Raw genomic sequence first — 21,784 nt, 5'->3', positions numbered from 1 at the left:
CAAATGGAAACTGGAATTATTTTACGTGGCAAGTTACTAGGCGTTCGACCTACCGTTCGCAAATATACAAATGCTAACGGTGAAGAAAAGACAACTAACTTTACTGAAATAGGTATTGAAACATACGGAAGTGATGGTTACGGCGGTGTTAGACCGTTTGTAAATAACGTTCGTATATCAGCAGAAAAAGAAAAAGATTCTGCCTTTATGAAATCACTTAACGACAATCATTTTGCCATTGTAGAGCTACCCGTTCAGTTAGGTAACTTTCAAAGTATCTATACCGATAGAAACGCCGTTTTATCTGTATTAGAACAATCAAAGGTCGCTTAACGCATGGTTCAAATAGTCGTTATTCATAACAAACCAATGAACATAACAGAGCGCGTTTTAGACAATGTGGCTTTTGAATGTACCTCATGTAACTGGGTTGGTTTTCCTGAATTTCTGGCTATTTTGAACGATTTTTCATGTTGCCCTATATGCCATGAATATGATGTACGGGTTAAAGATAAATTACTGAGTATTACGTCATGAACGGATTTAAATTAATTCAATTTAGGGCGTTGTATTTTTTAATCATTATCTTTCTTTTGCTCGTTATTTCGCAAACCGCAAATGCAGCATTTTGTGCAAGAGAACTTAACGATGGGACAGTGGGATTAACAAGCACTTCAGTAGAGCAATGTACTGGAATGATAATACTCACAAAGCCCGATTTTGAAGCATTAATTGGCGGGGCAAGCGCCTCGTCTGGAAATTTGGAAGTAACTCTCAATAAGCTTTTTGCTTTTGATGCAGAGTTATTTGCAATAGTTGAATTAGCGCTAATTATGGCTTTTTTAACGTCACACTTTGGCGGACGTATTGTTCGCTGGTTCGGTAAATCTTAATTTAAAATCATTCCTGAAGGGGAAATTATTATGTCAAAAACTATCAATATGATTAAAAAAGGTCGCACTTTTGTTGCCTCAGCAGTTACTACTGCTCTTGTTTCTGGTGGTGCTTTTGCGGCTGATTATACAACTGAAATTGCAACGGCTTCGACTGAAGGTTCAGCAAACGTAACAGCGGTAATTTTAGCGGTTATCGGTATAGCAATTCTTGGTTTTGGTGTTAACGCCTTAACGGGCTGGTTTAAAAAGTAATGGTGACAACTATATTTTTAGCTTGTGCGTTGTATTACGCAATGTTCGAGGGATTCACATCGGGTATTAGAGCCTCGTAATATAGTTGTTATCAAAATAGGGGGCTTTTTAAGCCTCCTTTTTTTTAAGGTTTTTCCTATGAAATCATTAATTTTTATTATTATCTTTTTTACCGCTTCATTTTCTAGTTATGCGGCTTTTAGTGTAAGAAGTGGTCTTCAACCTCAAATCCCTACAGGGGCAACTTGTACTGATTTTGAATCATGTGCAGGTTTATTTCATAACTTAGATGGTTATGTGTTAACGGGGGAATTTCAAATAAGTTATCCAGATTTAGTTAAAGCGACGTATCGTCGACCTAATGGAGATTTAAGGGTTTTCTCTGCTTCTTTTAATATATCTTCTGATTGTTATATGTCTTCAGAGATAGGTATGGTTTGTGGTTTAGATTGCAACTCTTCTGATTCTTGTCTTGCTTTTGCTTCTCAGGGATGCCCCTCTGGATATGTCAGTCAATTTGAGTTTACCAATGTTGCTAATTGGGTCCATTCCTGCGGTAGCTTTGAAGATACGGGGTCTATTTCTGATATCAGTCAGTTACCTGATGAAGCAATATTAACATCTACCTTGAAAGGTGATAGGGGGTTACAAGGACAAGCGGGTCAAGATGGTGCTGATGGAAAAGACGGTATTGATGGAATCGATGGTGAAGATGGAGAAAACGGTACTAATGGTACTGATGGTACTGATGGTGTAAATGGGACTGATGGTTTGAATGGTCTCAATGGCGCTAATGGAATAAATGGAAAAGACGGTGTTGATGGAACAAATGGAACCAATGGTGTTGATGGAACAGATGGAATAAATGGTGTCGATGGAATTAATGGCACAGATGGAAAAGACGGTAAAGATGGTGTTGTTGATCCCCTTGTTCTTCAACAAGTGCAGTCTAATGAAAATAACATTTCAGATTTATTTGATGATCTTTCTTTTTTAGACCAATCCATGAATATGGTTGTTAATGATGTGGTTCGTAACAATCAGGAGATAAGTTTATTAACTCAGGATAACACGTTACAGGACCAACAAATTTCAATGTTAGAGGTTGCTATACAGGCCGTTGATACTTCAGACGGTGTAGATGGGACAGATGGAATTGACGGAGTTGATGGAAAAGATGGTGTTGATGGCGTTGACGGAAAAGACGGTGTAGATGGGGCAGATGGAGAAGGTTGTTATACAACAACATCAACCAGTCACGTAACACAAGTTATTTGCGGTGAATCTAGTAGCTCGATTGAAAATGGCCGTGATGGTGTAGACGGTAAAGATGGGGCTGTTGGTGTTAATGGACAAGATGGCTCTGTGTTGAATCTGCAAGCGGTTGCTGACTCTATTAATGACGGTTTTGGTTATATTAAATCACCTTATAATTTTTCTTCGAGTGTTTCTAATTCTGAAGCTTATAACGGCTTCTTTACTGCTGAATCGATTTTAAACAATGATATAGCGGTCGGTAATTATAAAGAGCTTATTAAACGTGAAAACTCAACTTTTCATGACGTTATAAAAGGGAAATTTACGTTTAATGCTTCTTCTAGCGGTTATGAGTCTCGTAATCTTGATTTAGGTCAATGGGGGCAACATGACATTTCTATTTCGCGTATTACTCAACATTTTGGCGGACTCGCTAATATTATTTATTTTTTAGCATCTTTAATGGCTTTAACGATAGTGCTGTCGGGGATTAAAGTATGAGATTAATCATTGTAGTTTGTTGTCTTTTTTCGTTTTCTGTATTGGCTCAAGAGGTTACAAGCGGCTCAGTTGATGGCCTGTCAGGCTTCTTTACGTTTGTCTCGAATATCCTTGCCGATATTAATAATTTTATCTTTGTAACAATACCTGAGCTTATAAATAACTTCTTTGTTTGGGTGACTTCGTTTTACTTAAAACTTCAGTTTTTTGCTATGTATGAATCTTTGAAGTTCTCTCATGAGGTCGCGTTAACTTTTTTAAGCATGATAGATATTTCATCTTTTATTAATAGCGCGATTTCTGCATTGCCTCAGGATATGAAACAACTGGCCGTTGATTTACGATTTTTTGAAGCATTAACCTTAGTAGTTGAAGCTTGGGTTACACGACTTGTTTACTCGGGGTTTAACTAATGGCGACTAAAATATTTCATGGTGCTCCAGGTTCTTATAAATCATCAACGGCCATGTGGTTTGAAATAGTACCGGCTTTACGTGCTGGCCGTGTTGTTGTTACCAATTTACAAGGTATAAAAACACTTGAGGTTATACAAAAGGAATTAGATGAGATTTTTCCTAATACCGCTAGATTATTACGTATCTCAATAGGTAATGATTTAGGTATGACGTTAATGCGTAATTTTTATCATTGGTTACCGATTGGGGCGTTAATTTTCTTAGATGAAATACAAGACATCTATCCAAACGATAAATCGTTCAAAGCATCAGATTATGATTATGTTCAGGAAGGGGCTTTTGATGAGCATTTACCAAATGAATTTAAAGAGATATACCACCAAGAACAAAGGGCCATAAAAGGTTCTATTAACATTGAAGACTATCTTGATGATATAGGCGAATCCCTTTTTGATGAACGTGATTATTTACGTTATCCAAGAACATTACGTGAATGTTTTATGCGTCACCGTCATTACAACTGGGATATTTTAATCGCTACGCCTGATATTAAAGAGGTGTCTACGTTTGTTCGCTCTGTGTGCGAAGTGGCTTATGCGCATGTGAGCAAAGATGCAATGCCGTTACCGTACTTTAAACGACGACCTAGAATACTAGAGCATTCACCAAAATCTAACGGTATTACGGTTGGAAAAAACGATATAACTTCATATAAAAAGGTTCCTCTCGATGTCTTTAAACTTTATAAATCAACCGCAACTGGAAAAAGCACTAAGTCTGGCGCTGGTCAATCGCCTTTTACGAGTACTGTTATATTCGGCTTTATTGCTGTTCTCGCCGTTTTTGTTTATCTATTTTATTTTATACTCGATAAAACAAGCGCTGACGCTCCTAAAGAGACTCTTAAAAATTCATCTGTTCAAGAGGTCAAAGATAAGAAAGCGTTATCGAAAGTACCTGAGAGTCAAAAGCAAGTTGCTAAATCTGGTAAAGAAGTTCCTGATAAACGTGATCCTATTTCTTTCCGTCATGATAGTTTTGAGACTATGTTTACGTCTAGCCGTTCTTTAATAAAGCATTTCGGTGTTACTTCTATTTATGTGAATGGCATTAGTACCGTTATATATGACCATAATAGGGTAGAGCGTGATTATGTATTTACTATGTATTCAGGTGAGCAACAATTTACGGTTGATTCTGATTTCTTTAAAAAGATGGGATATAAGATTTTTTATAAAAGTGAATGTCTCTTAGAGCTTCGGTACGAGTCTGTAAGTAACTATATTTTTTGTGAACCTAATAAGATTGAAACACATGATGATGGGCTTCAACAGACTGCTGCACCTAATGTAAGTTTGATTTAAATAATAAAGTCAAAGTAAACCAGCGCGAGAGCACTGAGGCGGAGGGCGAAGCCTGAGCAACGACAACGAAAGCGAGCAAGCGGTTTACCGTCTGCTCGTTTTTTTTATACCTATTAATAAGATTAAATAGAGAACAATCGCAGCTTTAACGATTTCTCTTCGTCGTTAAAGAACGTTGTTGAACAAACGAAGTGCGTTAGTAAGTCTTTGATTTTAATAGGCCCCCGTTTAGTAATACGGGGGTAAAGGTTTTATTTAGACTCACTTTTTTTTATTTTTATATCGAGTATATATGATAGAACCAATGCTAGTAGGGTAAGTAATATACCTACCGTTGGTAATGCGTAAGCTAATAAGCCTCCTAAAACAGAAATTATTACTATTCCTGCAGCTACTATCATTTTTACTTTTGACTTTATTTTGTTGTCTGCGAGGTGGAGAAAATAAGATAGTTCGTAGAAAGTAAATAACAGGCACATTAAATTTATAAATACTATTAGTAGTACATATAAAGTTGGATTTATAAAAATTAAGAATTTTGGTATTTCAAGTGTAAGGTTACCTAGGTCTTTAAAATAAAGTATACACCATGCAAGGTGTGCTATAACTAATGTAGAAGATGCTATTAGAAATGTTACGCTTCTAATTACTAGTAATATTTGTATGCATTTTTTATTTTTTTCTGTAGATTTTTCCATTTATTATCCTTTTAATGGTAGTGAAGGTTTTAGTGTAACCTTTTTTGTTATTTAAATTTATAATGTAGCTTATGCGGAAATAATTGAGTATAAACTTGCCATAAAACATTCAAATTTCTGTGGCCAGTAACTTGGGCTACTTCTTCGATGGAGTAGCCTTGTTCAAATAAACGACTTGCACCTTCTCGCCTTAAATCATGATACCTTAAATCTTCTATACCTAATTCATTTCTTACACGTTGAAATCCAGCGGTGACGCTTCTTGAATTGTACGGAAATATTAATTCATTTGCTTTATTTTGCTTTATTACTATATCGAATGAACCACCAAGCAAAGGTGCGATCATATGATTACCTTCTTTCTTCCTTGGATCTTTTCTATCACGAACAATAATTGTTTTATGTTCTTCGTTTAAATCTACCCATTTTAATTTACATACTTCACCAATACGCATACAAGTTAATATACTAAATTCTAAAATGTCTAAGTATGGGATTCTTACATTACCGTTAGGTTTTTGATTTTGTCTAAGCGCTAAACCTTCTTTAAGTTTGTCTAGTTCTATAAGTGTAGGTCGTCTAGTTCGTCGGTCACTCTTACCGATTAATCCCATATCAATTAGAGTAGGTATAGCTTCATTGAATATAATTTCGTTAGCATCAATATCAAATACTGGCTGTGCTTTTTTCATAACTGCACGTAAATAACAAACATCATGATAAATTGTTGCTGGTTTGGCTCCTGCATTCAGTCGTAACTTACAATGTTGTATTAAATCACTAGTTTTTAGTCTGTTACTTTGAATCTTTGCTATTTCACAATCTCTTAGCATTTGAATAACGTATCGTTTTGTTCGTCCTGTTTTATCCCATAAATGAATATCTTCAATATAGAGATCAAGTAACGTACTTAATGACACTGTTTTTCTAATACCTAGTTCATTATTTTCAATTTCTTCTATACGTCTCTTACCATAAGTACGCGCTAATTCTTTTTTACGGAATGTTTTTGATTCTCGGTGTATAATCGCGCTGTTTTTTTTAACTACAATCGCACAACGATAACTAAAGTCGCCGTTTACTTTAGCTCTTTTTGTAATTGTAAATGAGGCCATCTCTAATCCTACTTTTTATGGTGTACATATGGTGTACTGTATATTGAAACTCAGGGTAATTGAAGGTAATTCATGTTTATTTATACAGTATTTGTTTAAGGTGTTTTTAAGTGTCTAGCCCAGCAAACCCAACAAAACCAGTTAATTCAATAAGTCATCGTTTATCTGTTGCACCCATGCTCGATTGGACTGATCGTCACTGCCGTTATTTTTATCGTGTTATGTCAAAACATACGGTTTTGTATACCGAAATGGTGACTACTGGGGCGATTATCTTCGGAAAAGGTGACTACCTTTCGTATAACGATGCGGAACACCCTGTTGTGCTACAGTTGGGTGGTAGCGATCCTAAAGCTATGGTTGAGTGTGCTATTAAAGCTGAGCAGTTAGGTTACGATGAAATTAACATTAACGTAGGTTGTCCGTCAGACCGTGTTCAAAATGGCCGTTTTGGTGCCTGTTTAATGGGAGAACCTGCTTTAGTTGCTGAGTGTGTTTCAAGCATGCAAGCTCAAGTAAACATTCCTGTTACGGTTAAATCTCGTATTGGTATTGACGATCAAGACAGTTACGAGTTTTTGCATCAATTTATTGATACGGTTTCGCAAGCGGGATGCGAGCATTTTATTATTCATGCCCGTAAAGCTTGGTTAAGTGGTTTAAGCCCTAAACAAAATAGAGATGTACCGCCATTAGATTACGAGCGTGTCTATCAAATTAAGTCTGACTTTTCTAACGTAGCCATTTCTATTAATGGCGGTATTAAGTCGTTAGAAGAAGCTCAAACTCATTTAGAACATGTTGATGGCGTTATGATCGGGCGCGAAATTTATCAATCGCCTTATTTTTTGAGTAATGTAGATCAAACGCTATGGCAATCTCAAACACCTATATTGAGCAGACTTGAAGTACTCGAAAATATGGCTGAGTATATAGACCGTTATGTTGCTGAAGGTGGTAGAGCATGGCATGTAATTCGACATATGTTGGGGTTATGTAACGGTTTACCGGGGGCTAGGCAGTTTAGGCGTCATTTAAGTGATTGTTCGGGTAAGCAAGGAGCTGATAGTAAATCGTTGTTTGAAGCTTATTCCTATGTGTCTATTGATAGTGATGTGGGTAACTAATTTTTATTCGTGATGTTGTTTATACCCGTTACCATTCAAGATGCTCTGAAATACGCGTCTTGAGTGATAACGGGTATATATGAGGCTGCAATTATTGTGGCCTTTTTTGTTTTTACCTTCCTTTTTTAAATTACTTTAGTCTCTCCCTTTTATGATTTTACTCTGTGGTCAATTTAACTAATTTTATGGTTATTTTAACTAAAAAATAATTTTAGACATAATATGTCTTTATGGTTTGTGTTTTGATTTTTTAAATAAATCTTTAATAAATAGTTGGTTATGTGTTTTTTGTAAGTTGGCACATACCTTGTAATAACACTTTGTAGTAATAACGAAGCGCAACGCAATGTGTTGTGGTTTTAGCTAATTATTTAATGCATATTTATACAATAGGAGATAAAAGCATGGGTTTATTTACAAGGTTTACCGATATTATTAATGCAAATATTAATAGCATGTTAGATAAGGCTGAAGATCCAGAAAAAATGATCAAACTTATCATTCAAGAAATGGACGAAACTTTAGGTGAAGTTCGAGCAAATGCGGCAAAATATATTGCAGAGAAAAAAGTAGTTCAACGTAACATTATTACTGTTGAAAAAAGTATCGCTGGTTGGAATAACAAAGCTGAAATTGCGATTCAAAAAGACCGAGAAGATTTAGCCAAATTAGCTTTGAAAGAAAAACATAAAGCGACTGAGCAATTAACTCATTTAACGGATGATATGGCTAAATTAGATGAGTTTTTGCTGGCGGTGCAAGATGATGGTAATCGCTTACAAGAAAAACTAACTGAAGCCAAACGTAAGCAACAGTCTTATGTGTTACGTCAGCAGTCTGCAGAAGTGAGGTTAAAAGTTCGTACACAAGCTGTTGTACACAATATTGATGAAGCCATTACACGTTTTGAACGCTTCCAACAAAAAATAGATCGCGTTGAAGCACAAGTAGAAGCCTACGATTTATCTCAACCTAAAAACTTAGAAAGCGAGTTCAGAGAACTAGAAGCACAAGCTCGCATAGAAGATGAATTAGATCAACTTAAAAAGAAGGTAGTTAACGGCTAAAACTGAACTTGATTTAAAGGAAGCTTGTGATGTTTGGGAATATGTTTTTTGTTATTTGTTTTGGTCCTGCAATGATCTTTTTTATAAGTGCAGGGCTGATGTATACGTTTAACAAGGTGATCGGCTTACGTTAAGTGGCCTGTAGGAGATAATAATGAAATACGAACAAGAATATTTAATTAAAAGAACACTTTATAAAGATAACGTACATAAAAAATTGTCAGGTGTATGTGGTGGTTTAGCAAGATACTATGGTTTGCCTCGCTTTGGTGTGCGGTTAGCCGCGGTTGTTTCTATGTTTGTTTTTCCTGTGGTAGTGGGTGTTGCTTATGTTGTAGCGGCGTTACTTATTCCTAATCGTTAAGCTATTAATAGTTAAGTTATGCTTTTATTGAAATTAGGGAGTTTGTCATGTCTTTTTTTAAATCACTATTATTAGCTATCGTTGCCACATTATTTTTAACTTATGTGCTGGGTACTAGTCTTGTAGAGTTGCTCGATGTCGATATTTATATGCACGATAAATTAATAGAACCTATACAAGCGATAAGTGTATCTGCATTAGTTATTGTTTTATTAGTTGTAGCAGCTTTAGCTATTATTTTGAGTGTTTTTGGAACCATTATATTTATTGTTTTATTAGGGGTAGGTGCTGCTGTAATGTTTATGGTGGGCGTGTTTTGGCCTATTTTATTGGTTGCATTTGTGGTTTGGTTAATGGCAAGAGACAACAAAGGTGATAGAGAAGTACATTCTTAATGTGAGTGGAGATAAGCCATATCATTTAATATGGCCTTTCTTTTTAGTGTTTTAAATAAAGGGCGATTACTTAAAAAATTGTGACAGTATGTTCTTACAATCTTCACTTTTCATAAGTCGTTTAAATTCATCACCTTCTTCTATTATTGCGTTTTCTAATGAAGAATGTTCTTTTTTGATGAGCCTTTTACTGGTTAAAACCGCATCGGTAGGTAAGGCTGAAATAGCATGTGCAGCTTCTTGAGCTAAAGAAAGTAATACTTGTGGATCACATATTTCATTAATTAGGCCGTAATCATAAGCTTGTTCAGCGTTAAATGTTTTACCTAAAACCAGTAATTCAAATGCACGTACATGACCAATTTTAGCTGGCAGCAATGAACTTGAACCCGCTTCAGGACATAAACCTAATTGGGTGAAAGGAAGCTTGAATTTACTATTGTTAGCCGCAAATACCATGTCACAATGTAGTAACAAGGTTGTACCAATACCCACAGCATGGCCTGCCACAGCAGCAATTAAAGGTTTGTTCAGTGCATTTAAAGCCGCTATAAAATCAAGGGCAGCAAAATCATCGGGGTGTTCTAAAAAGTCTTGTAAATCGTTGCCAGCGCAAAAGCAGTTTTCATCTCCTTGTATTACTACACAATGAATACTCTTTGTTGTATTTGAATGAGATAACGCTGTAGCAAGTTGGCGATACATGTTAGAGGTTAATGCATTTTTTTTGTCGAAACGATTCATTGTAATAGTTAAAATATTACGGTTTTCGTTCGTTATAATTAAGTTATCCATTTTGTTCTAGCTTAGTAAAAATTAGAGTACAATAACCTTAGTATTTTATATGGAAAATGTATACCTGAAATACAGAGGTGTATATTCAATAATCATTATTTAACCAGTGTATACTCTATTTTTAGTGGTATATCGTTATGATTCATCACCAGTATCAGGAGCTGTTCATGATAACCAAGTTTTCTAGCAAAACGTTTATAGCGTTGTTTTTAGGTGTTGCTTTCGTTTTATATTTATTAGGGGTGTACTGGAGTTTTGAACCAGATACTTTTGACATTAAAGAAGAAGTAACCAAAGCAGCTAAAGCTGAAAACGTTGCACCGGTCGTAGGTTATACAACCACAACTGCTTTAATTAAAGTAACAGAAACCTTATTAACAAAACCTGGTGGTTACTTATCAAACGATGCACTTCCGCCATCAGTATTTTTAGACAATATTCCGTCTTGGGAGTTTGGTGCATTAGAAATGGTACGTGATATGGCGTTAGTTATGCGCCAAGAGTTTAGTCGCTCTCAATCTCAATCTATTGAAAATGAATATTTGAAAGTCGCTCAACCACAATTTAATATAGACAGCAAAAGTTGGGCTATGCCAAGTGCAGAAGGCGAGTACGGTAAAGCATTGGTTGAGTTATATAAATATCGTACAGCATTAACTGAAGTAAATAGTCAGTCAGCTCAATTTTATGCAAGAGCAGATAACTTGCGCGATTGGATAAGTGAAGTAACCAAGCGTTTAGGCAGTTATTCACAACGTTTAAGTGCAAGTGTTGGCCGTGAGCAAGTAAATGTTGATTTAGCCGGAGATAGTGTAGCGCAACAGTCAACTTTTTCAGCGTCTAATGTTGAATTAAAAACAAGTTGGTGGACGATTGATAATGAATTTTACGAAGCTCGAGGTGCTTGTTGGGCACTACTTCATTTTTTAAAAGCGGTAGAAATTGATTTTAACGATGTGCTCGAAAAGAAAAATGCTCGTGTTAGTTTACAACAAATAATAAGAGAATTAGAGGCTAGCCAAGAAGCTATTTGGAGCCCTATGGTATTAAACGGTAGTGGCTTTGGTGTTTTAGCTAATCACTCATTAGTTATGGCTAACTACATTTCTCGAGCGAATGCTGCACTCATTGATTTAAACGATTTATTAAGCCAAGGATAATAAGGGATAACATGAAAAAAATACTTTTAGCGACAGCTATTTCTGCTGTGCTATCAACGTCAGCTCAAGCAGATACATTATTAGGTTTATACGTTGGTGGGCAAATTTGGGCAACCGAAGCATCAGGTACTTTTGGTGATAATGATAATAGCCAAGCAGATTTTAATTTAGCTGATCAAGAACAAGGCAGTTTTTATGCTGCTTTTGAACATCCATTACCACTTATACCCAATATTAAAATAGCTCGTACAACCCTTGATACTGATGGTGCTACAACATTATCTAACTTTGAGTTTCAAGATGTAAATTATAATGGCGAAGTAAGTACTACGTTTGATTTAACCTATACAGATTACACGCTATATTATGAAATATTTGATAATGATTTAATCTCTATTGATTTTGGTTTAACTGGCCGAGACTTTGATACCGATATTGTATTAAGCCAAGGTTCAAGTTCATCTAGGTTAGGTGCGTCAGGTATTGTTCCAATGCTTTATGCATACACTAATGTTGGTTTACCTTGGACGGGATTTAACGTGTTTGGTGAAGGTAACTTTTTGTCTTTTGATGACAACTCTCTTTACGATTTTCAAGTCGGTATAAGCTATGAGTTGATAGAAAACTTAGCTGTAGATGTAAACTTAACTTTAGGTTACCGAGCGGTTCAACTTGAAATAGAAGACTTAGACGATTTACATTCAGCGCTTGATTTTAAAGGTGTATTTGCTGGTGCAGTGATACATTTCTAATAATAACTACTAATAAATATAAAAAACGGGCTGGATAATATTCAGCCCGTTTTTGTTTTAATAAATGCAAATTAATGACTTTGTTGCTCATCACTTAAAAACAAGGCTAATTTTTTTTCATCAAAATCGTAAGTGGTTCGGCAGTAATCACAGGTCATCGATACTTTGCCTTGCTCTTCAATAATACTTTTAAGCTCTACTGGTTCAACTTGAGCAATAGCATTTAAGCATTTTTCTTCTGAGCAAGTGCACTTATATGTAACCGCTTGTGGTTCAAATAATCTTACGTTTTCTTGATGATATAAACGATACAATAAATCTTCGGCATTGAGTGTAAATATTTCTTCAGACTTAATCGTATTGGTTAGCTGGCATAAATGTTCGAAATCAGCTAATTGATTTTCTTTGGTGTCAGCATCAGGTAATAGCTGAACTAAGCTACCAGCAATCTGTTTATTGACTTCGTCGATAAATAACCAGATTTTTGTTGGTATTTGTTCAGACACTTCAAAATAATGAGCTAAACACTCCGCTAAAGTATCTTTTTCTAAAGCAACCACACCTTGATAAGGTTCACCATCAGTAGGGCGAATGGTAATTACCATCGTACCTTTACCAATAAGTTCTTTTAGGCCTGATCCTGTAGCGTCGTCGAACGAGCGAGCAATTGCGCGCATTTCTTGATTATGATTACCGTTTACTGCTAAGTAACCAACGGGGCCATTGCCTTGCAGTTGAACGGCTATTTCTCCATCAAATTTTAAGGTGGCCGTTAGTAAACAAGTCGCAGCAACAAGCTCACCTAATAACTCACTTACACCTTTTGGATAGTCGTGGAGGGCAACAATGTCTTGATATGTTTTACTTAGTTGCACAAGTTCGCCACGAACATGCATGTCATCAAATAAGTAACGATTTAGAACATCTGCATTTATGGTCATTGTTTATATCCTCTCTTTAAATTCTCTTAACTTACGGCGCTGCTTTTTATCTGGCTTAGTATCGCTGGCAGGACTTAATAAAATACCTTGTTGTCGAGCTAAGCTATTTTTTTCTCTTACTTCTATACTTTCTTTCGTTTCGTTATAGAGGGTTTGAGCAAAAGTTGCGTCTTTTCTTGTTTCTGCAATAGCAATAACGAGTACTTCTTTTTCTTCATGGCCTTGTCTTACTCTAATAATATCACCAATATTTACGGCTTTACTCGATTTTGTTCTTTGGCCGTTATAGAAAACCTTACCACCATCAATCATTTGTTTAGCTATTGCTCGTGTTTTATAAAATCGGGCTGCCCACAGCCATTTATCTAATCGAGCGGATAAATTTTCTTGTGTTTTATTATTTTTATTCATAATAATATAGACCCCCTATTTTTAATGCGCGCAAGGTATCATAACGCTAATTTTTTCGCTACTTTTTGCGTATTGAACACCTTATTTTGTTCATGTTGCTATTAAATAATCGTTACAATGTGTGTAGATGGCTTGTTGCAAGCGCTTTGCTGACGTATTATCGTGTGCATGCTAATTGAAGTTACCAATAACGTAAAAATATAATGCAGTTATCCCAACGTTTTTCGCCTATCGCGGAAACACTTTTAAAGCTACCTCACGCTAAAATAGCTAAACTTATAAGTTTAGTCTTATTCATTTATATTGCCTATTTATTAGCTAAAATCACTTGGTTATTTTTGGATGACTTACCTCAAAATAATCAAAGTGTCGGTAATGGAAATGTCACTCAAAGTAAGTCCGCTACTCGAAGCATCAGCTTGTCAGGTATTCATTCTCTTAATTTATTTGGTCTTTATAATGAATCAACCACTGTTGAAGAAGCTGAAGAGGTAGAAGATGCACCTGAAACGAGTTTAAATTTAACTCTAACAGGAGTTGTTCCTAGTAGCCAAGAAGATAGATCTGCGGCAATTATTGAAAATAATGGCGCTCAAGAAATTTACGTGATTGATGAAACCATTAATGGCACGCGAGCCGTTCTAAAAGGTGTTTTTAACGACAGAGTTCATATAAGGCATTCTGGTCGATTAGAAACCTTAATGCTTGATGGTTTTGATTATAACGAATCAAAAAAACCAATAAAGGTAAGTAAAAGAAAAGAAAAAACCACTATTAGTGGTCCTTTACTGCCAAGTAATAGTCCACAACGTGTAGACCAACGTGACAACGCTGAGTTAACTAAACAGGCACAAGCACTAAGAGATGACATTAGTGAAGACCCAGGGAAAATTACCGACTATTTAAAGATTGGCCCTAAACGAGCTAATGGACAAATTGTGGGTTATCAGTTAATGCCAGGAAAAAATCCTGAGTTTTTTAAATCTTCAGGTTTAAAAAGTGGTGATGTTGCTATTCAAATGAATGGTTACGACTTAAGCCAGCCATCTGAGGCTGCTCAGGCACTAAGAGCGTTAAAACAAGAACGGGAAGTATCGCTTCTACTTGATAGAAACGGTGACATAACAGAAATTCTTTTCAGTATTGATAATAGTATTGACTAATAGTATTAATGGACGATATATAAATGACAAATGAGGTATTTTTCATGCGCAAGACTTCTACTGCGCCTTGGTATAAAAGAGTTATCACTTTATTTACTACTGCTATTTTATTCAATATTTTACTTTTTTGCTCGCAAGTGCAAGCCGCTAAGTACTCACCAAATTTTAAAAATACTGAAATAACAGAGTTTATTAATATTGTTGGTAAAAACCTCAATAAAACCATGATCGTAGATCCTAATGTTAGGGGAAAGGTTAACCTTCGCAGTTACGATTCGTTAACGGAAGAACAGTATTATCAGGTTTTCCTTAATGTTATAGAAGTTTATGGTTTTTCAGCGGTTGAAATGGAAAACAATATAATAAAGATTATTCGTAATAAAGACGCTAAAACAGCATCTATACCGGTTGTTGGTGATGAAAATCCAGGTGTTGGCGATATTATGGTTACACGGGTTGTTGAAGTAAAAAACGTAACCGTTCGTGAGTTAGTACCTTTATTACGCCAATTATCTGATCAGTCAGGTGGTGGTAACGTAGTTAACTACGATCCAGCCAATGTTATTTTATTAACCGGTACTGCTGCTACCGTTAATCGTTTAGTACAAGTTATTGAGCGTGTTGATAGAGCCGGTGATCAAGATGTACAAATTATTAAACTTCAATATGCTTCAGCAGGTGAAATGGTACGTATTATTGAAGCCATGAATAAAAACGAACAGGGTAAGCCAGGTACACCCACGTTTTTAATTCCTAAAATTGTTGCTGACGATAGAACCAATAGTGTCATTGTTAGTGGTGAGTCTCAAGCACGTAAACGTATTGCAAAACTTATATCACGCTTAGATAGCGAACTTGAATCTAATGGTAATACCCGTGTTTATTATTTGAAATATGCTAAAGCTGAAGACCTAGTTAAAGTACTTCAAGGTGTTAGTAAGTCAATAGAATCTGAAACAAAAACCACGTCTAAAACGTCTTCCCGTGGTAGTCAAAGTCGTGAAGTCAGTATTGATGCTCATGATGATACAAACACGCTTGTTATTACCGCAGAACCCGATATGCTTCGCTCGTTAGAAGCCGTTATTCGTCAACTAGATATACGCCGAGCACAAGTACATGTTGAAGCTATTATTGTTGAGGTATTTGAAGCTGACGGTATTAATTTAGGTATTCAATGGTTTTCACCTCAAGCTGGCTTTACGCAGTTTACTAATGGTCCAGCACCTTTAGGGCAAGTTGCTGCAGGTATATTGGCTGCTGAACCAACAGACGGAGAGAAAGGTTCAACTGTTACTAACAGTGATGGCACTACCACCGTTAATCCTGATCAACCTGATATTGTTGGGGATTACAGCGTTCTTGGCCAAGTCTTAGGTTCAGCCAGTGGTTTAGTTACAGGCTTTTTAAGAGGTGACATTGGAGCCGTGTTACAAGCGGTAAGCTCTGATACCAACTCAAACATATTGTCAACACCCAGTATAACCACGCTGGATAACGAAGAAGCTTACTTTTTAGTGGGACAAGAAATTCCAATTATTACTGGTTCTGCAACAGGTAGTAATAATGCTAATCCATTTCAAACGGTTGACCGTCAAGAAGTAGGTATAAAACTAAAAGTAACCCCACAAGTTAATGAAGGTAATGCAGTACAGCTTACTATAGAGCAAGAAGTATCATCAGTAAGTGGTGCAACAGGTGTCGATATTGCTATTAACAAACGTGAAATTAAAACAACCATAATGGCGGATAGTGGCAGCACTATCGTACTTGGTGGTTTGATTGATGAAGATGTGCAAGAAAGCGAACAAAAAGTACCACTGTTAGGTGATATTCCTATTATAGGAGCATTATTTAAATCAACCAGTAATACTAAGCGTAAACGTAATTTAATGGTGTTTTTAAAGGCCACCATTATTCGTGATGGCGAGTCGATGAGTAAAATTAGTAAAGATAAATATAACTATATTCGTGCTGATGAAATGCGTAAGCAAGAAGAAGGTTTAGAACTAATGGATGACTCTAAATTACCTTTACTACCTAAGTGGAATGACGAACTTGAATTACCACCTTCTTTTGATGAATACATGAATAATAAAGAAGTTGGTCCTATCGATATCATAGATACATCTAACACAAAGCAAGAACAATAGTAATGAGCGAACTTGATACACAAGCTGCGTTAATTGCAGATGAAGCTGATGTTGAGCATATTCTTGAGCAACACCAGCTTCCCTTTGGCTTTGCTAAACGACATAGCGTACTTATTTCTCAAAAAGAAAAAGGCTATGTTTTACATTGTTTAGAAAATGTCGATGCCGAAATTTTATTAGAAGTACGCCGAGTACTTAAAGCGCCTTTTAGCATTCAAGTAGAAAGCTCTAGTCAGTTTGAATTAGCGTTAACTGTCGCATACCAAAGAGATTCATCGGAAGCAAAACAGATGATGGAAGATATAGGTAACGAAGTTAACTTATATTCTCTTGCTGATGAAATGACGGAAAGTGAAGATTTACTTGAAAACGAAGATGATGCACCAATCATCAAGCTGATCAACGCTATGTTAAGTGAAGCGATCAAAGAAAGTGCGTCAGATATTCATATCGAAACGTTTGAAAATGCTTTGTTAATTCGCTTTAGAGTTGATGGCGTTTTACGCGAAGTTTTAAAACCTAATAAAAAACTCGCTTCTCTGCTAGTTTCTCGTATTAAAGTTATGGCGAAGCTTGATATCGCAGAAAAACGTATTCCGCAAGATGGCCGTATTTCATTAAGAATTGGTGGTCGTGCGGTAGATGTACGTGTATCTACTATGCCTACGGGACATGGAGAACGTGTAGTTTTACGTTTGTTAGATAAAAATGCAGCTCGCTTAAACCTAAAAGATTTAGGGATGGCAGAAGATACGCGCGAGAGCTTTTCAAAAATAATTGAAAAACCACACGGTATTATCCTAGTTACCGGCCCTACGGGTTCAGGTAAAAGTACCACGCTTTATGCTGGTTTATCACAAATTGACAGTAAAGAACGTAATATTCTAACGGTTGAAGATCCTATTGAATTTGCCATTGAAGGAATAGGGCAAACACAAGTTAATACTAAAGTAGACATGACCTTCGCCCGAGGTTTACGAGCTATTTTAAGACAAGATCCTGATGTAGTTATGGTAGGTGAAATTCGCGACTTAGAAACCGCGCAAATATCAGTACAAGCCAGTTTAACCGGTCACCTTGTTTTATCTACACTGCATACCAATACAGCCGCAGGTGCTGTTACGCGTATGGAAGATATGGGGGTTGAACCTTTCCTTTTATCTTCAAGTTTATTGGGTGTATTAGCGCAACGATTAGTGCGTACCTTATGTCCGCATTGTCGTGAAAGTCATTTACCTGACATCGAAGAACAAAAATTACTTGATCTACCTGATAACAATACTCAACCTATTTATAGAGCAAAAGGCTGTGGTGAGTGTAATTTTAAAGGCTATAAAGGCCGAACAGGTATTCACGAATTGTTATACGTAGACGATACCGTAAGAGAACTTATTCATAATGGCCAAGGAGAGCAGGCTATTGAGAAATTTATCCGTAAAAGCACTCGAAGCATAAGACGCGACGGCTTTAATAAAGTGATGTTAGGTATAACAACACTTGAAGAAGTTTTACGTGTTACCAGAGAAGGATAAGGTAAACATAGTATATGGCAGCATTTGATTATCAAGCCGTTGATAGCCGAGGTAAAACTAAAAAAGGTGTTATAGAAGGCGATACCGCAAGACACGTTAGAAGTTTATTACGTGATCAAGGTTTAATGCCCACAGAGGTTAGCCCTAGCTTACAAAGAAACAAAAAGTCGTCAAGCAAAGGTAAGTTTGGCGCTAGTAAAAAGGTCTCAGCGTCAGAACTTGCCTTAATAACGCGTCAACTTGCTACACTGGTTGAATCAGGCCTTCCGTTAGAAGAGTCTTTGATTGCCGTAGCTGAACAGTGTGACAAAAACAGCTTGAAAAGTATGATCATGGCGGTACGAACCAAGGTCACCGAAGGTTATGGTTTAGCCGAAAGTATGTCTGAATACCCTCACATATTTAATCATTTATTCCGTGCTATGGTTGCTGCAGGTGAAAAATCAGGACATTTAGACAAAGTACTTAATCGATTAGCTGATTACACCGAGCAACGTCAAAAATTACGTTCAGAAATGATCCAAGCACTGGTTTATCCCGTTATTATGACGGTAGTTGCTGTAGGTGTTGTGGCGATTTTACTGACTGCCGTAGTACCTAAAATTGTCGGGCAATTTGAACACATGGGCGCTAATTTACCAGCAACAACACAATTTTTGATTGCTAGTAGCGACTTTTTAAAATCTTATGGTTTGTTTATTGTGTTGCTAATTATGGGGCTTATTGTTGGTTTTTCACGATTAATGCAAAAACCTAAGTTTAGGTTTAATACCCATGAACGGCTTATTAAAATTCCCGGTATAGGTAAAGTTGCTAAAGGGGTAAATACTGCACGATTTGCGCGAACGTTAAGTATTTTAACCGCAAGTGCCGTACCCTTATTAGAAAGTATGACCATTTCGGGGGAAGTACTTGATAACTTATACATTAAACAAAAAGTTAAAGAAGCCGCAGACAAAGTAAGAGAAGGCACCAGTTTACGGGTTTCTTTAGAGCAAACAAAATTATTTCCGCCTATGATGCTTCATATGATCGCCAGTGGAGAAAAAAGTGGTCAGCTAGAACATATGCTAGGCAGAGCCGCAGATAACCAAGATAGAGAGTTTGAAGCCTTAATGAGTATTTCACTTAAAGCTTTCGAGCCTATATTAATGATAACAATGGCAGGTGTTGTTTTGTTCATTGTTATGGCGATATTACAACCCATATTACAGTTAAATACTTTAATAGGTAGTTGAACTAAGTAGCTCTTATTTAATCGAATTATTACAGACTTAAATCAGGAAAGATCAAATGAAAACGTTTCAAAATTCATCAAAAGTTATCACTAAAACCAAAGGCTTTACGTTATTAGAAGTTATGGTTGTTATTGTAATATTGGGCGTATTAGCCAGCATGGTTGTACCTAACTTAATTGGCAGCCAAGACCGAGCTAATATGCAAAAAGCAGTATCAGACGTTAATGCACTGGAAACGTCTTTAAGCATGTACAAATTAGATAATTACAATTTCCCAACAACAGAACAAGGCCTAGAAGCTTTAACAACTGAAACTGATATTGAGCCTTTACCGCGCCGTTTTCCAGAAGAAGGTTATATCAAACGTCTTCCAAAAGATCCGTGGGGCAACGAGTATCAATTATTAAATCCAGGTGAAAATGGTAAGTACGATATATTTTCAATGGGACCAGACGGTGAAGCCGGTACTGAAGATGATATTGGTAACTGGAACTTAGCTGATTACCAATAAACTAACCCAAGTCATTTTGCCTATGTGCCAGCATACTAAAAAATTACCGAATAAGCCTTTGTTAAAAGGCTTTACGTTAATTGAAGTTATGGTTGTTATTGTTTTAATTGGCTTAATGGCTTCTGTTGTACAATTTAGTTTTGGTGGTAATGAACCCGAAAAATTACTAGAAAAAGAAAGTCAGCGATTTAGTGCAATATTCAACATGGCTGCTGAATATTCAATGTTAAATAATGTTGAATTGGGTCTTGTTATTGATACAGAAGATAACACTTATCAATTCTTAGGCTTTGACGGTGAAAAATGGGCCCCAGCATCAGGAAATAAATTACTAGCACCTCACGCTTTACCTGAAGACATGGAATTAGTTTTGGAGTTAGATGACCTACCTTTAGATGAACCTGCTCTTATCAATGTTTTACGTGAAGAAGAAGAGAGTGATTTGTCTTTTTCAGGATCTGAACTTGAAGAAGAAAAGAAACTACTTCCGCAGGTGTATATTTTGTCAGGTGGAGACTTAACGCCTTTTACACTTCGTTTTAAATTTACAGAAACTTACGATGCTTACATAGCAACAAGCTATCTGGTTAGTGGCTTGTATAGCACACCATTAACCATTGAAGGACCAATCTTTGATGAGTAAAGAATGGAATTTTCAACAATATACAAAACTGAAAAATAAAGGATTTACTTTAATAGAAGTGATGCTTGCAATGGCTGTTTTTGCTATTGCAGGAGTTGCTTTAGTGTCAAGTACCGAAACACATTTTAGAAACTTGAGTCACTTAGAAACTAAAATGATGGCAAGTTGGGTAGCATCAAATCAGCTGGTTGAAGCAAGGTTAGACACAAGTTGGCCATTAAGAAATAACAAAAAAGGTAAAGTTGAACTTGCTGGTCGCGAATGGTTTTGGATACAAAAAGTCGCTAAAACTACCGACCAAAATATGAGTGAAGTCTCTATTGAAGTTCGACTAAACCAAGCAGATAAATTTTCACTTTCAAGCTTAACAACTTATGTCGCTAAGGAACGTAAATAGTGACTAGATATAGCAATACCAAGCAAAAAGGCTTTACCTTACTTGAAGTATTAATTGCTATCTCTATTTTCGCTATTATTAGCTTAGCCAGTTTTAGCCTGTTTGACACCGTTATTACCAGTGAAGAAAAATCTACCGTTAGATTAAATAACATGAACGACATTCAACGAGCTTTTCTTTTGATAGAACGTGATTTTTTACAAATATCAAGGCGTAGTGTACGAATGGATGGTGACGAACCATTAAAAGATTTTATTCATACCGACAGCAATGCATTTGAATCTACATCGCAAGCAATTGGTTTTGTTCGAGGTGGTTGGTCAAATCCCGGTTTACTATTACCTCGTGGTGATATGCAATCAGTGGCCTACCAAGTCAATGAAGAAACATTAGAGCGTGTTCATTTTAACTTTGTTGACGCAACCTTAGGTGAAGAACCTAAAATAAGAAAATTATTAACAGGTGTTAACGATATTAGTTTCGAGTTTTATGACGGTAAACAATGGAAAAAAACATACGAAGGCAGCGACTTACCTTTGGCAATAGCGGTAGAACTTGATACCAAAGAGTTTGGGTTAATCAAACGTAAGTTTTTAGTCGCTGGTGTTCTACAGAAAGAAAAAGTTAATTGAGAAT

General features: G+C 36.3%; 26 protein-coding genes. 21 read left to right on the top strand and 5 right to left on the bottom strand.

The features are described 5' to 3' along the window. Window positions 1-3: 3 nt before the first annotated feature. From ACM9HF_RS11570 to ACM9HF_RS11540, 7 genes are all read left to right on the top strand, one after another. Window positions 4-333 carry a DNA-binding protein gene (locus ACM9HF_RS11570; RefSeq protein ID WP_473608214.1) on the top strand — a complete coding sequence of 110 codons (330 nt, stop codon included), beginning with the start codon at window positions 4-6 and terminating at the stop codon, window positions 331-333. A 3-nt stretch (window positions 334-336) separates the two neighbouring features. Beyond that, window positions 337-537, top strand: a complete 201-nt coding sequence (locus ACM9HF_RS11565; RefSeq protein WP_473608210.1) for a hypothetical protein — start codon at window positions 337-339, stop codon at window positions 535-537. Beyond that, a complete protein-coding gene (locus ACM9HF_RS11560) occupies window positions 534-893 on the top strand; it encodes a hypothetical protein (protein ID WP_473608206.1) in 360 nt (119 codons plus the stop codon). The genes ACM9HF_RS11565 and ACM9HF_RS11560 overlap by 4 nt, the downstream gene beginning before the upstream one ends. A gap of 30 nt (window positions 894-923) precedes the next feature. Then, a complete protein-coding gene (locus ACM9HF_RS11555; protein ID WP_473608203.1) occupies window positions 924-1,148 on the top strand; it encodes a hypothetical protein in 225 nt (74 codons plus the stop codon). 138 nt (window positions 1,149-1,286) lie between these two features. After that, window positions 1,287-2,906, top strand: coding sequence for a collagen-like domain-containing protein (locus tag ACM9HF_RS11550; protein WP_473608198.1), 1,620 nt, complete (start codon window positions 1,287-1,289; stop codon window positions 2,904-2,906). Beyond that, window positions 2,903-3,319 (top strand): DUF2523 family protein, encoded by a 417-nt coding sequence (locus tag ACM9HF_RS11545; RefSeq protein WP_473608195.1) that lies wholly within the window; start codon window positions 2,903-2,905, stop codon window positions 3,317-3,319. The genes ACM9HF_RS11550 and ACM9HF_RS11545 overlap by 4 nt, the downstream gene beginning before the upstream one ends. After that, window positions 3,319-4,686 carry a zonular occludens toxin family protein gene (locus ACM9HF_RS11540; RefSeq protein ID WP_473608192.1) on the top strand — a complete coding sequence of 456 codons (1,368 nt, stop codon included), beginning with the start codon at window positions 3,319-3,321 and terminating at the stop codon, window positions 4,684-4,686. The genes ACM9HF_RS11545 and ACM9HF_RS11540 overlap by 1 nt, the downstream gene beginning before the upstream one ends. A 251-nt stretch (window positions 4,687-4,937) precedes the next feature. Here the strand turns inward: ACM9HF_RS11540 and ACM9HF_RS11535 are convergent, their stop codons facing one another. Both ACM9HF_RS11535 and ACM9HF_RS11530 read right to left on the bottom strand, forming a co-directional pair. Continuing rightward, the gene (locus tag ACM9HF_RS11535) at window positions 4,938-5,384 is read right to left on the bottom strand and encodes a hypothetical protein (RefSeq protein WP_473608188.1); all 447 of its coding nucleotides are present in this window, start codon (window positions 5,382-5,384) and stop codon (window positions 4,938-4,940) included. 47 nt (window positions 5,385-5,431) lie between these two features. Further along, complete coding sequence (locus tag ACM9HF_RS11530; RefSeq protein WP_473608184.1) at window positions 5,432-6,499, bottom strand: tyrosine-type recombinase/integrase; 1,068 nt, start codon at window positions 6,497-6,499, stop codon at window positions 5,432-5,434. A 110-nt stretch (window positions 6,500-6,609) separates the two neighbouring features. On the opposite strand from ACM9HF_RS11530, the gene dusA reads away from it, so the two are divergent. From dusA to ACM9HF_RS11510, 4 genes are all read left to right on the top strand, one after another. Continuing rightward, complete coding sequence (dusA, locus tag ACM9HF_RS11525; protein ID WP_473608180.1) at window positions 6,610-7,626, top strand: tRNA dihydrouridine(20/20a) synthase DusA; 1,017 nt, start codon at window positions 6,610-6,612, stop codon at window positions 7,624-7,626. A gap of 404 nt (window positions 7,627-8,030) precedes the next feature. Then, a complete protein-coding gene (gene pspA, locus ACM9HF_RS11520; RefSeq protein ID WP_473608176.1) occupies window positions 8,031-8,693 on the top strand; it encodes a phage shock protein PspA in 663 nt (220 codons plus the stop codon). A gap of 154 nt (window positions 8,694-8,847) precedes the next feature. Continuing rightward, window positions 8,848-9,057 carry a PspC domain-containing protein gene (locus tag ACM9HF_RS11515; protein ID WP_077342524.1) on the top strand — a complete coding sequence of 70 codons (210 nt, stop codon included), beginning with the start codon at window positions 8,848-8,850 and terminating at the stop codon, window positions 9,055-9,057. Between the two features lie 47 nt (window positions 9,058-9,104). Then, window positions 9,105-9,452 (top strand): hypothetical protein, encoded by a 348-nt coding sequence (locus ACM9HF_RS11510; RefSeq protein ID WP_473608170.1) that lies wholly within the window; start codon window positions 9,105-9,107, stop codon window positions 9,450-9,452. Window positions 9,453-9,518: 66 nt separating this feature from the next. Here ACM9HF_RS11510 and ACM9HF_RS11505 read toward each other — a convergent pair whose 3' ends face one another. Then, window positions 9,519-10,247: an enoyl-CoA hydratase-related protein gene (locus ACM9HF_RS11505; RefSeq protein ID WP_473608165.1), complete on the bottom strand. Its 729-nt coding sequence runs from the start codon at window positions 10,245-10,247 to the stop codon at window positions 9,519-9,521. Window positions 10,248-10,414: 167 nt separating this feature from the next. Here ACM9HF_RS11505 and ACM9HF_RS11500 point away from each other — a divergent pair, with 167 nt between their 5' ends. Both ACM9HF_RS11500 and ACM9HF_RS11495 read left to right on the top strand, forming a co-directional pair. Next, window positions 10,415-11,407 (top strand): DUF2333 family protein, encoded by a 993-nt coding sequence (locus tag ACM9HF_RS11500; protein ID WP_473608162.1) that lies wholly within the window; start codon window positions 10,415-10,417, stop codon window positions 11,405-11,407. Between the two features lie 11 nt (window positions 11,408-11,418). Next, a complete protein-coding gene (locus ACM9HF_RS11495; protein ID WP_077342532.1) occupies window positions 11,419-12,159 on the top strand; it encodes a TIGR04219 family outer membrane beta-barrel protein in 741 nt (246 codons plus the stop codon). A gap of 71 nt (window positions 12,160-12,230) precedes the next feature. On the opposite strand, the gene hslO is transcribed toward ACM9HF_RS11495, so the two are convergent. Together hslO and hslR are read right to left on the bottom strand one after the other, a co-directional pair. Next, window positions 12,231-13,100, bottom strand: coding sequence for an Hsp33 family molecular chaperone HslO (gene hslO, locus ACM9HF_RS11490; protein ID WP_473608155.1), 870 nt, complete (start codon window positions 13,098-13,100; stop codon window positions 12,231-12,233). Window positions 13,101-13,103: 3 nt separating this feature from the next. Beyond that, window positions 13,104-13,511 carry a ribosome-associated heat shock protein Hsp15 gene (hslR, locus tag ACM9HF_RS11485; RefSeq protein WP_473608151.1) on the bottom strand — a complete coding sequence of 136 codons (408 nt, stop codon included), beginning with the start codon at window positions 13,509-13,511 and terminating at the stop codon, window positions 13,104-13,106. A 203-nt stretch (window positions 13,512-13,714) separates the two neighbouring features. Here hslR and gspC point away from each other — a divergent pair, with 203 nt between their 5' ends. Genes gspC through gspJ form a run of 8 tightly spaced genes read left to right on the top strand, consistent with a single transcriptional unit; the run spans window position 13,715 to window position 21,780 of the window. Continuing rightward, entirely contained in the window at window positions 13,715-14,674 is a 960-nt protein-coding gene (gene gspC / locus ACM9HF_RS11480; RefSeq protein WP_473608148.1) for a type II secretion system protein GspC, read from the top strand. 44 nt (window positions 14,675-14,718) lie between these two features. Next, window positions 14,719-16,827 carry a type II secretion system secretin GspD gene (gspD, locus tag ACM9HF_RS11475; RefSeq protein ID WP_473608144.1) on the top strand — a complete coding sequence of 703 codons (2,109 nt, stop codon included), beginning with the start codon at window positions 14,719-14,721 and terminating at the stop codon, window positions 16,825-16,827. A 2-nt stretch (window positions 16,828-16,829) separates the two neighbouring features. Further along, window positions 16,830-18,359 carry a type II secretion system ATPase GspE gene (gene gspE, locus ACM9HF_RS11470; RefSeq protein ID WP_473608141.1) on the top strand — a complete coding sequence of 510 codons (1,530 nt, stop codon included), beginning with the start codon at window positions 16,830-16,832 and terminating at the stop codon, window positions 18,357-18,359. A gap of 14 nt (window positions 18,360-18,373) precedes the next feature. Beyond that, window positions 18,374-19,597 carry a type II secretion system inner membrane protein GspF gene (gene gspF, locus ACM9HF_RS11465; protein ID WP_473608139.1) on the top strand — a complete coding sequence of 408 codons (1,224 nt, stop codon included), beginning with the start codon at window positions 18,374-18,376 and terminating at the stop codon, window positions 19,595-19,597. A 55-nt stretch (window positions 19,598-19,652) separates the two neighbouring features. Further along, on the top strand, window positions 19,653-20,108 hold the full coding sequence (gspG, locus tag ACM9HF_RS11460; protein WP_473608135.1) for a type II secretion system major pseudopilin GspG: 456 nt from the start codon (window positions 19,653-19,655) through the stop codon (window positions 20,106-20,108). Window positions 20,109-20,130: 22 nt separating this feature from the next. Then, window positions 20,131-20,751: a type II secretion system minor pseudopilin GspH gene (gspH, locus tag ACM9HF_RS11455; protein ID WP_473608131.1), complete on the top strand. Its 621-nt coding sequence runs from the start codon at window positions 20,131-20,133 to the stop codon at window positions 20,749-20,751. Next, window positions 20,744-21,148, top strand: coding sequence for a type II secretion system minor pseudopilin GspI (gene gspI, locus ACM9HF_RS11450; RefSeq protein ID WP_473608127.1), 405 nt, complete (start codon window positions 20,744-20,746; stop codon window positions 21,146-21,148). The genes gspH and gspI overlap by 8 nt, the downstream gene beginning before the upstream one ends. Continuing rightward, entirely contained in the window at window positions 21,148-21,780 is a 633-nt protein-coding gene (gspJ, locus tag ACM9HF_RS11445) for a type II secretion system minor pseudopilin GspJ (protein ID WP_473608123.1), read from the top strand. Before gspI ends, gspJ begins: the two co-directional genes overlap by 1 nt. Window positions 21,781-21,784 lie beyond the last annotated feature (4 nt).

The organism is Colwellia sp. RE-S-Sl-9 (genome assembly GCF_048296855.1).
Taxonomy (GTDB): domain Bacteria; phylum Pseudomonadota; class Gammaproteobacteria; order Enterobacterales; family Alteromonadaceae; genus Pseudocolwellia.
This window is presented reverse-complemented; position numbering and strand designations above follow the sequence as displayed.